The following is a 12,268-nucleotide window of genomic DNA, read 5'->3' on the forward strand; positions in this document are numbered from 1 at the left end:
GCGCTTGACTAAGGCCGCAACGCTCAGCGCAGCGAACAGAATCCGCCATGCGCGCAACATCAGTTCAGTTAATCAAAAAATCGCCTCGAAAGAATAACCGTTAAACTCCAATATTTCTTTCAGTCTTTTTAACGAATCCATCTGAATTTGTCTAACACGCTCTCTTGTTACACCTAACTCTTGAGCGACCTGTTCAAGCGTTGCATTTTCATAACCGCATAGCCCGTAGCGGCGGCAAATCACTTCACGTTGCTTTTCAGATAGTTGAAATACCCAATTGGCAATATTCTTTTTAATGCCGTCTTCCTGTAATTTTTCGGTCGGCGACATCGTCTCGGCATCCGAAATCGTTTCTACCAAAGGTTTGTCAAAATCTTTCCCTCCGGGTATATCCACTGATGTGACCCGTTCATTGAGCTTGAGCATTTTTTTCACCACGCTGACCGGCTTATCGAGATACTCAGCGATATCCTCGGCGCTGGGCTCACGATCCATCAACTGGGCCAAATGATGCTGGGCTTTGAGGTAAACATTCATTTCTTTTACGATATGAATCGGCAATCGGATCGTGCGGGTCTGGTTCATGATAGCCCGCTCTATTGTTTGCCTGATCCACCAAGTGGCATACGTTGAAAATCTGAATCCTTTATCAGGATCGAATTTTTCAACGGCGCGGATCAGTCCCAGATTGCCTTCCTCTATTAAATCCAGCAACGGCAGCCCTCTGTTCAAATAACGGCGGGAAATTTTGACGACAAGGCGCAAATTGCTTTCGATCATGATATTGCGGGCTGCTTCATCGCCTCGCAACGCTTTCTTGCCGTAGAATTTTTCCTGATCCGCGGTCAGTAATTGTGATTTGCCCAACTCGTTTAAATAAAACCGCGTCGCATCGAAGCTATTATCATTATGCGCTTCCATGGAAATTGCCTCGTCAACCTCCATCACTTCACCTAACACGGAATCTGTATCAAGTTCGTCGTCAAACGCTACACAAATATCATCGTCCAATACTTCACACATTTCTTCCTGCATATACCCCCCTCTGGCTAATCGACCTGAGTCGAAACACCGTTATTTTTGGTAAATAATTTAATGGATATGTTTTTTTCCATTATTTCTTATTTCAAAATGCAGCGAAGTTTGCCCGGGTCCGGCTTCTCCAATATGGCCAATAATTTGGCATTTTTTATGGTTTGCCCTTCCGAAACCAGCAAACGGTTATTATTGGCATAAGCACTTAAATACATTTATTGTGTTTGATAATTCAGTAATTACCATAGCCAATCAAACCTTTTCCGCTATACGCAACTTTTCCTGCTCCAGCAGCGCTGACGGCCTGTCGATTTTTCCTCTGATATCAATTCCTTATGTTATTCGATTGAGTAAAGTTTTTATCGGTGTTTTCCTTTATCAATCACTGCTAGTTTACTTTAACACTATTTTTTTATTGTCTGAAAAAAATAGCTTTTTTTGTGAACTACGTCCGTTTTTTTTGATAGGGTTGACCGCAGCCACTGCACTATATCCTTGATCTGAATTGAATAATTTCAGTTTCCGGACAACCGCCAAAGCGTAAGTCGGCGGCAGGTGATTCCATAGCGCCAGACGTTGATAGCCATGCCCGGAGCGCAAGCCGACCAAGTGCACTGCCTGAATTAGTCCCGGAAAATTTGGTCGTATACACACACTGATTAAACTAAGCTTAAAAATTATTATTTGCTTATAGACACTTGAGCAGGCTGGCGATGATTTTTGGGTAAATAATTTAATGGATTTACCGATTTTCCATTATTTCTTATTTCAAAATGCAGCGAAGCTTGCCCGGGTCCGGTTTTTCCAACATAGCCAATAACTTGGCCTTTTTTTATGGTTTGTCCTTCCGAAACCAGCAAACGGTTATTATTGGCATAAGCACTTAAATACCTCTCATTGTGTTTGATAATCAGTAAATTATCATAGCCAATCAAGCCTTTTCCGCTATACGCAACTTTTCCTGCTTCAGCAGCGCTGACGGCCTGTCCTGCTTTTCCGCTAATATCAATTCCTTTGTTATTCGATTGAATAAAGTTTTTTATTACCTTTCCCTCTATCGGCCACTGCCAGTTTAACTTTGCTACTATTTTGTTATTGTCTGGAAAAATCAGCTTTTTTTGCGGCTTACGTTTGTTTTTTTTGATAGGATTGACCGCAGCCACTGCGCTATATCCTTGATCTGAATTAGATAATTTCAGTTTCCGGCCAATCGCCAAAACGTAAGGCGGCGACAGGCGATTCCACTGAGCCAGGCGTTGGTAGCCATGCCCCGAACGCAAACCAATAGAATATAGGGTATCGCCTCTTTCTATCACATAGTATTTTGTTCCGGCAGTAATGCGTTTGGTATTATCTTCCGCCTCGATCTTGTTTTCTGAGGGTTTGGTCTGATTTTCAGAAGAATCAATGTCATAAGATTTTACCGGTTCAGAATTTTCATGTTCTGAACAGGCGCTTAATAGAAACACCAGCATCAGCCTTACAATAAAAACAGGCTGGGCATAACGAGAGCGCATGAGCTATCTGGCCAGCAATATCTTCTTTGCCAAATTTATTTTCGCGGCCAGATAATCTGACCCGCCGCGGTCAGGGTGTATTTTCTGCATCAATTTGCGGTGAGCTTCAATGATTTCCTGTTTCGATGCGCCTATCTTCAACCCCAGCACTTCGTAGGCCTCTTCAGCCGTCATTTTTCCCGAAGAACCTGATGCACGCTGATACGATGACGCCCCCTGCCTGGCGGAATTAAACTCAGTCCATAATCTGTGCAGTTGAGGCGCATAATGCAGCAAGACCGGTATTAATCTGAACAAAGAGGCAACAACGATGCCGACCAGGGCAAAAAGCCAGTTCAAGCGCCCGGTCGCGCCTAAATAAATTAAAATTATACCGACGAGCCCGAGACCGAGAGCTTTGATATAGCGGACCATCTGAACCGGCGGCGTTTTTAAAAACCTGCGCAGGACGAAAAATGAAATAATGATTAGCAATAAAACCAGATAAATTCGAATCAATGTTTTCTCCGGGATCAATATCCGTTTTCAAACCGCTTTTTCTTAGTGGCCTTATGAATAATACCTTAGAATAAGTCATCTCACGATAACAGCCTTAATATTTGATTCCATGCAGAATGCCAAAATTCCAGTCCTGGGTTTTGCCGCTTTCAGCGGCACCGGCAAAACAACTTTACTGTCGCAATTGATCCCGATTCTGAAATCCAATGGCCTGCGCGTAGGTTTAATCAAACACAGCCATCATGATTTTGAAATCGACAAGCCGGGCAAAGACAGCTTCCGCTTGCGGGCAGCGGGGGCTTCGCCTGTCATGCTGATATCGAAATCCCGGCGTGCCATTATTACCGAGATCACACCCGAAAAAGAGCCTAGGCTAGACGATCAGCTAAAGGTACTTGATCAGTCTGAACTGGACCTGATTCTGGTTGAAGGCTTTAGAACAGAACCATTTCCGAAGATAGAATTGCACCGCGCCTCGCTCAACAAACCGTTGCTTTACCCTGATGATACGCACATCATCGCAATCGCCTCGGATTGCGCCTTGGAAACGCCCCCGGAGCTGGTTCAGCTCGATATCAACCAACCTGAAATGATTGCGGCATTCATTCTGAATCAATTCATGAGAGGAAATTATGATTGACTTATGCAGTCAGGACACAAACCCGCTGTTATCACTGCCGGAAGCATTGGCCAGAGTCAGAGCAGCCCTGCTGCCTGCCGCCGGCTCTGAAAAGGTGGCTTTAAAAGACGCCTTGGGACGCACCCTGACGCAACCGGTTTACTCGCCCATCAATATACCTCATGAAAGAAACGCCGCGATGGATGGCTATGCCTTGGCCGCTAGTGACATAGCGCCGAATCAGCCTTTTTCTCTGCATTTAGCCGGCACCTCCTGGGCCGGAAGACCGTTTCAGGGACAACTGCAACCGGGCGAATGCATCCGAATCTTTACTGGCGCGGTATTGCCTGAACAGGCCGATACTGTCATCATGCAGGAGCAGGTGCGCGCCGACCGACAAACCATACATTTTCCGGCACAGGCACGGCCCTATCAGAATGTCCGCGAAATCGGAGAAGATACCCGGCAAGACACCTGTCTGATTGCCCCACCTAAAAAGTTGACTGCCGCGGATTTAGGATTGCTGGCCTCTGCCGGCGTTTGCGAGATTACCGTCAAGCGTCGATTGAACATTGCTTTTTTCTCTACCGGCGATGAACTGACGGCCTTAGGCCAGGCGCTGCAAGCCGGGAAAATATATGACAGCAATCGCTATATTTTGAGCGGCCTGCTGGCCGATCCAGGCTATAGCATAGCCGATAAAGGCGTGATTGCCGATGACCGCGACAAACTGGAAGAAAACCTTGTTGAAGCGGCCAAGAATTACGATGTCATCATCACAACAGGCGGTGCTTCGGTAGGCGAAGCCGATTTCGTCAAGGACGTACTGGCCAGCTGCGGCCAAGTCAATTTCTGGAAGATTGCCATGAAGCCCGGAAAACCCCTGGCATTCGGCAAAATCGGCAATTGTTATTTTTTCGGACTGCCCGGCAATCCGGTTGCCGTCATTGCCACCTTTGACCAACTGGTCAAGCCAGCATTAAAGCAACTGGCCGGCGAGCCGTTTACCAAACCTCTACGATTGACGGCCATCTGCACAAGCTCGTTGAAAAAAGCGGCGGGACGGCAGGAGTTTCAGCGCGGCATACTGACCCAAAGCGATGCCGGCAAATTGCTTGTAGCCTCATCGGGAAAGCAGGGCTCACACCTGCTCGGCTCATTCAGTCGTGCCAATTGCTATATTATCTTGCCGGCCGACTGCACGGGAGTGGAAGCCGGCGAGCAAGTGACCGTCGAGCCGTTCAGCCTGTTTGTGTAGAATAGATTAATAGCGCGGCACCGAATTGTCGCATTCGCAAGACCAGGCGTCGATGCCGCCTCTCAGGTTTGAAACCTTTTCAAAGCCGTAATGCGCCAGATAGTCGGCGGCCTGTTGGCTGCGCATGCCGTGGTGGCAAATCACGACTATGTCCTGCTGTCGATCCAGTTCATCGAGTCTGTATGGAATTTGATTCAGCGGAACCGACACACTCTTTTCGATATGCGCGTACTGAAACTCATGCGGCTCTCTGACATCCAGCAAAAACAGAGGCTCGCCATTTTGGATCTTATTTTTCAATTCAATCGCTGAAATTTGTTTTACAGACATGATTACCTTCTATCTATTAATGAATCTTTCTAAACGGTGCATGGCAACAGCCATTCTATCTATGGAAGTCGTATAGGCAAAACGGATGTAATGATTTGACTCATAGTCGCCAAAATCCTTGCCCGGCGTGATCGCCACGCCTTCGGCCTCTAAAAAATCCAGTGCGAATTGATAGCTGTCATCGGTAAATTTTGCACAATTGGCGTAAATATAAAAGGCGCCTTCCGGCTTAATCGGAATATCAAAGCCTAACCGCAACAGGGTGTCATAGAGAAAATCGCGCCGGGCGGCAAACTCTGCCCGCCTGAATTCAAGCTCATCAAGCGTACGCTCATCAAAAGCGGCTAAAGCCGCATATTGAGAATGCGTGGGCGTGGAAATGAAAATATTCTGCGCCAGCCTCTCGGTGGCTTCAATAAACTCATCGGGCACAATCAACCAACCAATTCGCCAGCCGGTCATACCGAAATATTTGGAAAAACTGTTAATGATAAACACGTCGTCGCTGAACACCAGCGCTGTCGGTGCACTCTTGACATAAACCAGGCCGTGGTAAATCTCATCGGAATAAAAACATCCGCCTAGCTGATTGACCGCTTGAATGGCCGAATTCAGTATCGCCGGGTCGATAATCGTACCGGTAGGATTGGACGGCGAGGCAATCAGCGCTCCTTTAGTCGCTTCCGTCCAGTTCTCTCTTATCAATTCCGCTGTTAACTGATAACGGGTGCTCGAACCTACGGGCACTGCTCGGGTTCTGCCCTCGAACACTTTGACAAAATTACTGTTGCACGGATAACAGGGGTCCGCCATCAGCAGCTCTTCGCCTGGATTCAAACTGCTGCCCAGCGCCAGCAAAAAGGCGCCGGACGCGCCGGGCGTTACAAAAATGCGCTCCGGCGCTACTGCCACACCGTAGCGCTGCCGGTAAAAGCCGGCTATTTTTTCACGCAGTTCGGGCAGGCCCGCAGCCGGTGTGTATTTAATCTCGCCGGTTTGAATATGTTCGATACCAGCATCAATAATGGTCTGCGGTGTAGCAAAATCGGGCTCGCCGATTTCCATATGGATAATATCCCTGCCCTCGCTTTCCAATTGCTTGGCGCGTCGAAGCAATTCCATAACGTAGAATGGAGAAATAGTCTGAGTCCGCTTAGCCAGTCTTTCGCTCATGTCTTATCGCTCGCCAAAAACTCTTAATGATACCAATAATTCTTGCCATCTTATTATGATTCTGATAAAAATGCTCAGTTTTATTTATCTTGTCTTAGGAGTTAAAGGATGACCGATAGTTCTAAAACTGACGCATCACCTTTCAGTTTTACGCCTTATAAAGAAAAAGAAGGCGAAGAATATATGAGCGAGGCTCAACTAAAGCATTTTGAGACCATTCTAAGAAACTGGAAAGCTGAATTAATGCAGGAAGTTGACCGTACTGTGCACCACATGCAGGATGACGCCGCTAATTTCCCTGATCCTAATGACCGGGCGACTCAGGAGTCGGAATTCAGTCTGGAATTAAGAACTCGTGACCGCGAACGCAAACTGATCAAGAAAATTGAAGAAGCCCTGAAAGAAATTGAATCGGGTGATTATGGCTATTGCGAATCATGCGGCATCGAGATCGGTGTGCGCCGCCTGGAAGCCAGGCCAACCGCCACCTTGTGCATAGACTGCAAAACTCTCGATGAAATTCGGGAAAAACAAATGGGGTAGATCTGTCTCAGGACAAACAACCTTATATCGGCCGGTTTGCACCTTCGCCTACCGGCCCACTCCATTTCGGATCCTTATATACAGCCTTGGCCGGTTTTCTTCAAGCCCGATCGCAGAAAGGCAAGTGGCTGCTGCGCATCGACGACCTCGATACGCCGCGAAACGCCAAGGGTTCAATCGATCACATCCTGAAAACGCTGGATATTTTCGGCCTGCATTGGGACGATAGTGTTTACTTTCAGAGCCATAATCTCGACGTTTACGAGGACGCGCTGCATGAATTGACAGAAAACCGGCTTATTTTTGCCTGTACATGCAGCCGCAAAATGCTTACTGAAACACATCCGGAACAGGCTCAGTCCGATATTTATCCGGGCATCTGCCGGGACAGACCTCCCCCACCGCATACCGCCTATGCATTCCGCATCAAAACCGACAATCGCATCATTTCATTTCAGGATGGTCTGCAAGGCTTCATCGCGCAGAACCTGGCTGAACAGCACGGCGATTTTATCCTGAAAAGAAAAGACGGCATCATAGCTTATCAGTTCGCTGTCGTGGTCGATGACCACAGGCAGCAAATCAATCATGTCTTGCGCGGTTTTGATCTACTCGATTCGACGCCCAAACAAATCTATCTGCAGCAGCAACTGGGGCTCGCTACACCGCAATACATGCACGTGCCGATTATCATCGATACCCAGGGCTACAAGCTCAGTAAACAAACCCTGGCGCAGGCAGTCGATTTAAAAGCACCGAACAAGCTGATCTTTGAGCTGTTGACCTTATTAAAACAAGCGCCCCCGGACGAACTTAAACATGCCGAAACCACCGAACTGCTTAACTGGGCCATTGCTCACTGGAACCCGAACCCTCTGGAGAAATTGCGTGCAATCAGCCGATGAATTAACTAAGGCATTTGCCAAATAAGGATTAAAAAAAACATGTCAGACGTTAAAATTTACGACGTACAACCGGAAATCGCTGCCAGCGCGCATATTAACACCGAAACGTACAAAGCACTTTACCAACACTCTATTGATGACCCCGAAGCGTTCTGGGCGGAACAGGCAGAGCAGTTTCTGAACTGGAGCAAGCGCTGGGATACGGTCATGGCATACGATTTCCCCAAAGGCCATATCCGCTGGTTCGAAGGCGGGAAACTCAATGTCAGCGTCAATTGCCTGGACCGCCACTTGCCTACTCGCGGCGACCAGACGGCCATTGTCTGGGAAGGCGACAATCCGGCTCATGATAAAAAAGTCACTTACCGCGAACTGCACGAACAGGTCTGTAAATTTGCCAATGTTTTAAAAGCGCAAGGCGTCAAAAAAGGCGATCGCGTCTGCATTTATCTGCCTATGATTGCCGAGGCGGCAGTCGTCATGCTGGCCTGCACGCGCATCGGCGCCGTGCATTCAATCGTTTTCGGCGGCTTTTCCGCTGACGCATTAAAAGATCGCATCATCGATGCGGACTGCCGATACCTGGTCTGCGCCGACGAAAGCAATCGCGGCGGCAAGACCGCCCCCTTAAAAGTTAATGTCGATAAAGCGGCTGCGAATTGCCCCAGACTTGAAAAAGTCATCGTCATCAAAAATACCGGCGTGGACATAGACTGGCATAAACATCGCGACATCTGGTATCACGAAGCCATGGCCGAAGCTTCAACAGATTGTCCGGCCGAAGCCATGGACGCGGAAGATCCGCTGTTTATCCTGTATACATCAGGCTCCACCGGCAAGCCCAAAGGCGTCCTGCACACGACCGGCGGTTATCTGCTGTATGCGGCCATGACCCACAAATATATCTTCGATTATCACGACGGCGACATTTACTGGTGCACGGCCGATATCGGCTGGGTCACGGGCCATTCCTACAGCATTTACGGGCCATTATGCAACGGCGCCACGACGCTGCTGTTCGAAGGCGTACCGACTTATCCGGAAGCCGATCGGTTCTGGCGAATTATCGACAAGCATCAGGTCAACATTTTCTATACCGCGCCGACCGCCATCCGAGCCCTAATGGCGCAGGGCGATGATTTTGTCACGCGCACCGACCGCAGCAGCCTCAGGATTCTCGGCAGCGTCGGCGAGCCGATCAATCCGGAAGCCTGGGAATGGTATTATCACGTGGTCGGCAATGGCCGCTGCCCGATCATGGATACCTGGTGGCAAACCGAAACCGGCGGCATCATGATTACGCCCCTGCCCGGCGCCATTGCGCTGAAACCAGGCTCCGCCACCTTGCCGTTTTTCGGCATCAAACCCGAGATCGTCGATAATGAAGGCCGTCTGCTGGAAGGCGCCGCCGAGGGCATTCTGGTCATCAGCCGTTCATGGCCTGGACAGGCCCGAACGGTTTATGGCGATCATCAACGCTTTATCGACACTTATTTCAAGAACTATCCCGGCTATTATTTTGCCGGCGATGGTACGCGGCGCGATCAGGACGGCTATTACTGGATCACCGGGCGCGTTGATGACGTGATCAATGTGTCCGGGCACCGCATGGGCACAGCCGAAGTTGAAAGCGCACTGGTGCTGCATGAAGATGTCGCTGAAGCGGCCGTGGTCGGCTACCCTCACGACATCAAAGGTCAAGGCATCTATGCCTACGTGACATTAAATGTCGGTGTAGAGCCCACTGAAAAACTCAAACAGGAACTGATCGAGCTGGTGAGAAAAGAAATCGGCGCTATCGCACATCCTGATGTGATTCAATGGGCGCCAGGGCTGCCGAAAACGCGTTCAGGAAAGATCATGCGCCGAATCCTGCGCAAAGTGGCATCCAATGAGATCAGCAATCTCGGCGATACGTCTACCCTGGCTGACCCATCCGTCGTTGAAGATATTATCGATCATCGAGCCAATAAGTAGGACTCACGCCGGCGGGAAAAGATAACAGCACCTCTCTTTAAGCCGGCTTTACCACTATCTTGCGCCTTTCAAAGAGCGCGACACTTAAAAGATAGACCAGCATCAGTCCGCCGGCAGATAGCCATGCCGGCCGGCCGGCATCGAGCGGCAATTGCTCATGCGCCAGATACAACGCGATGCCGAGGCTGGTATAGCCAACCACGCGCTTGAGGTCATAAGCCACCGGGTAATACTTCCTGCCCAGCACATAAGAGACGATGACCATCGCGCCATAACAGGCCAGTGTCGCCCAGGCCGAACCTATATACCCCATCGTAGGGATCAACCAGATATTGAGCACGATTGTCAAAGCTGCACCGGCCAATGACACAAAAGCACCCATTACGGTGCGATCGGTCAGCTTGTACCAGATCGACAGATTGACATAAATACCCAGGCACAGATTGGCCAGCAACAATATCGGTACAACTTCAAGCCCTGCGCGAAACTCCTCGCCGATAAAATATTTAAAGAAATCGATGAACAATGTCACCATCAAAAAGATAAACACGCAGAAAATCACGAAAAACTTGAGCACATCGGCATAGACCTTGCGCGCATCGCTGTTGCCGGCATAGGCGAAAAAAAACGGCTCGGCGGCATAACGGAAAGCCTGAATGAACAATGACATCAAAATCGAAAGCTTATAGCAGGCGCTGTAAATGCCGAGCATTTTCAGATTAGTGACATCATCATAAGGCAGCAGATATTTGAGCAAGGCGCGATCGAGCATTTCGTTGATAATGCCGGCGAAGCCGATCACGACCATCGGCAGCGAATAGCGCAGCATGCGGCCGAACAATTGCCGGTCGAAGCCCCAGGTCAGTCCTCTAAACTGCGGAATTAACAGTAAAAACTTGAATATGCTGGCCAGCAGATTGGCGATAAAGATGTAGCCCACGCCAATAGCCGGATCATAAACCCGACTTACCCAGGAACCAGGACTTTGCCCGAGCGCCTTGGGGCAATAAACGATGAAAAACAGGCTCAGCAGGATCGTTATCATGATCTCGGCCATCTTGATGCCGGCAAAACGCAGTGCCTTGTTTTCGGCCCGCAGCCTTGCGAAAGGAATTGCAGTCATTGCATCCAGTGTCAGAATGATTGCAAACCACAGCACGTATTCCGGATGATCAGCATAATGCAGTGCTGCCGATAGCGGTGCATTAATCCACCTGATGAGCAGAAAAAAGCCCAGATTGACCAGAACGACAAAGATCAGCGCCGTCGAATATGCCGTATCGCGCCCGGGCGACTCCTTGTCGCGGAAACGAAAATAGCCCGTTTCAAACCCGAACAGCAACAGCACGGAAAAAAATCCCGCATAGGCGTAAAACTCCGACACCACGCCATATTCCGCCGCTGAAAAATAATAGGTATAAAGCGGCACCAAAAGATAGTTGAGAAAGCGCCCGAAAATACTGCTGATGCCATAGATTGCAGTTTGGGACGCCAGTTTTTTTATAATGCCCATTTAAGTTTGTTGATCGATTAAGGAAATACTCGGGCTGATGAGTACGTATGCTCAAGCAGCCCCGGAATTTAGATCGCTCATGCGGTTCCGGTCAGTAGGCTTGGCATTATATAACTGATATTGCCGTGATGAGGTTTTTTGTCACTTGTCGTGCTACAGCAGTTCTTAACTGGATGAACTTTACCAGATAGCGGACTTGATGTTTATCCGAACCAGAAGCTGAACACGATGACATAAAGAACACTAAATTGCTCATCCCTGAGGTAAACAGATCGAAAGACAAGACTATTGGCAGAGCGTTTATCCTATTGGATCAATGCTTTTTTTCGACCCAATCGTCACCGCGCTTTTCATATTTCTTTTTCACGGCCGACCAAGCTACTTTGTGGGCTACCGTCTCTCTGTCGTCGTCACTGGAGCGGCGCTCCTCAGGCTTCTTGTATTCATCCCAGGCATTGTTATAGGCCGACAGATAGATCTCCTGTCCATGCGTGGGCAAATGATTTTTTACATTATCAGGCAAGTCGCTCAAACTCTTGTAAGGCATGATCTTCTCCCGAATTTAAGAAAATATTCAGCTGCCGGATGTTTTTAAATCTCTTGGCTAATGAAACCTGGCAGTCGTCAAGTTCACCGACTCACCCAGGTTATTTGAGGCGGCTTCCAGATCGGCCTTAAGACTTTCCCAAACGTCATCGCGGGCCTGCTGCAGTTCATCCAGTTTTCCCTGCACAATATCCAGTTTCTGCTGCAGCTCGCCGATCTGCTTGTCATACTCAGCTTTGACATCGGCCTCCGTTTCATTCGCCCTGACTTTTAGCTGGTCAATCGCGGCGCTCCACTCGGTCAGCTGTGTTTGCAGTTTGTGCTGATAAACTTCCCGCTGTTTCATGAGGATCT

General features: G+C 48.8%; 14 protein-coding genes. 5 read left to right on the top strand and 9 right to left on the bottom strand.

Features of this window, described 5'->3' with window-relative positions; translation table 11 throughout:
• Positions 1-72 precede the first annotated feature (72 nt).
• The 4 genes from rpoS to IT781_RS01475 form a co-directional block, all read right to left on the bottom strand.
• Complete coding sequence (gene rpoS / locus IT781_RS01460; RefSeq protein WP_194968357.1) at positions 73-1,035, bottom strand: RNA polymerase sigma factor RpoS; 963 nt, start codon at positions 1,033-1,035, stop codon at positions 73-75.
• Positions 1,036-1,428: 393 nt separating this feature from the next.
• Positions 1,429-1,644 (bottom strand): hypothetical protein, encoded by a 216-nt coding sequence (locus tag IT781_RS01465; protein ID WP_194968358.1) that lies wholly within the window; start codon positions 1,642-1,644, stop codon positions 1,429-1,431.
• 71 nt (positions 1,645-1,715) lie between these two features.
• Entirely contained in the window at positions 1,716-2,552 is an 837-nt protein-coding gene (locus IT781_RS01470; RefSeq protein ID WP_194968359.1) for a peptidoglycan DD-metalloendopeptidase family protein, read from the bottom strand.
• A gap of 3 nt (positions 2,553-2,555) precedes the next feature.
• Positions 2,556-3,050, bottom strand: coding sequence for a DnaJ domain-containing protein (locus tag IT781_RS01475; RefSeq protein ID WP_194968360.1), 495 nt, complete (start codon positions 3,048-3,050; stop codon positions 2,556-2,558).
• Between the two features lie 109 nt (positions 3,051-3,159).
• On the opposite strand from IT781_RS01475, the gene mobB reads away from it, so the two are divergent.
• Positions 3,160-3,690 carry a molybdopterin-guanine dinucleotide biosynthesis protein B gene (mobB, locus tag IT781_RS01480; protein WP_194968361.1) on the top strand — a complete coding sequence of 177 codons (531 nt, stop codon included), beginning with the start codon at positions 3,160-3,162 and terminating at the stop codon, positions 3,688-3,690.
• Complete coding sequence (gene glp / locus IT781_RS01485; RefSeq protein WP_194968362.1) at positions 3,683-4,927, top strand: gephyrin-like molybdotransferase Glp; 1,245 nt, start codon at positions 3,683-3,685, stop codon at positions 4,925-4,927. The genes mobB and glp overlap by 8 nt, the downstream gene beginning before the upstream one ends.
• Positions 4,928-4,933: 6 nt before the next feature.
• Here the strand turns inward: glp and IT781_RS01490 are convergent, their stop codons facing one another.
• Together IT781_RS01490 and IT781_RS01495 are read right to left on the bottom strand one after the other, a co-directional pair.
• A complete protein-coding gene (locus tag IT781_RS01490; RefSeq protein WP_194968363.1) occupies positions 4,934-5,257 on the bottom strand; it encodes a rhodanese-like domain-containing protein in 324 nt (107 codons plus the stop codon).
• Positions 5,258-5,266: 9 nt separating this feature from the next.
• Positions 5,267-6,430: a pyridoxal phosphate-dependent aminotransferase gene (locus IT781_RS01495; protein ID WP_194968364.1), complete on the bottom strand. Its 1,164-nt coding sequence runs from the start codon at positions 6,428-6,430 to the stop codon at positions 5,267-5,269.
• Positions 6,431-6,538: 108 nt separating this feature from the next.
• Here IT781_RS01495 and dksA point away from each other — a divergent pair, with 108 nt between their 5' ends.
• From dksA to acs, 3 genes are read left to right on the top strand one after another with little or no spacing between them, the layout of a single operon-like run.
• Positions 6,539-6,973 (top strand): RNA polymerase-binding protein DksA, encoded by a 435-nt coding sequence (gene dksA, locus IT781_RS01500; protein ID WP_194968365.1) that lies wholly within the window; start codon positions 6,539-6,541, stop codon positions 6,971-6,973.
• Positions 6,974-6,975: 2 nt separating this feature from the next.
• Complete coding sequence (gene gluQRS, locus IT781_RS01505; protein ID WP_194968453.1) at positions 6,976-7,878, top strand: tRNA glutamyl-Q(34) synthetase GluQRS; 903 nt, start codon at positions 6,976-6,978, stop codon at positions 7,876-7,878.
• A gap of 39 nt (positions 7,879-7,917) precedes the next feature.
• Positions 7,918-9,855 carry an acetate--CoA ligase gene (gene acs, locus IT781_RS01510; RefSeq protein WP_194968366.1) on the top strand — a complete coding sequence of 646 codons (1,938 nt, stop codon included), beginning with the start codon at positions 7,918-7,920 and terminating at the stop codon, positions 9,853-9,855.
• Positions 9,856-9,892: 37 nt separating this feature from the next.
• On the opposite strand, the gene IT781_RS01515 is transcribed toward acs, so the two are convergent.
• The 3 genes from IT781_RS01515 to IT781_RS01525 form a co-directional block, all read right to left on the bottom strand.
• On the bottom strand, positions 9,893-11,368 hold the full coding sequence (locus tag IT781_RS01515) for an oligosaccharide flippase family protein (RefSeq protein WP_194968367.1): 1,476 nt from the start codon (positions 11,366-11,368) through the stop codon (positions 9,893-9,895).
• Between the two features lie 313 nt (positions 11,369-11,681).
• Positions 11,682-11,915: a ChaB family protein gene (locus tag IT781_RS01520; protein WP_194968368.1), complete on the bottom strand. Its 234-nt coding sequence runs from the start codon at positions 11,913-11,915 to the stop codon at positions 11,682-11,684.
• Between the two features lie 57 nt (positions 11,916-11,972).
• Positions 11,973-12,260, bottom strand: a complete 288-nt coding sequence (locus IT781_RS01525) for a coiled coil domain-containing protein (RefSeq protein WP_194968369.1) — start codon at positions 12,258-12,260, stop codon at positions 11,973-11,975.
• Positions 12,261-12,268: the final 8 nt, after the last annotated feature.

The organism is Methylobacter sp. BlB1 (genome assembly GCF_015476545.1).
Lineage (GTDB): Bacteria > Pseudomonadota > Gammaproteobacteria > Methylococcales > Methylomonadaceae > Methylobacter.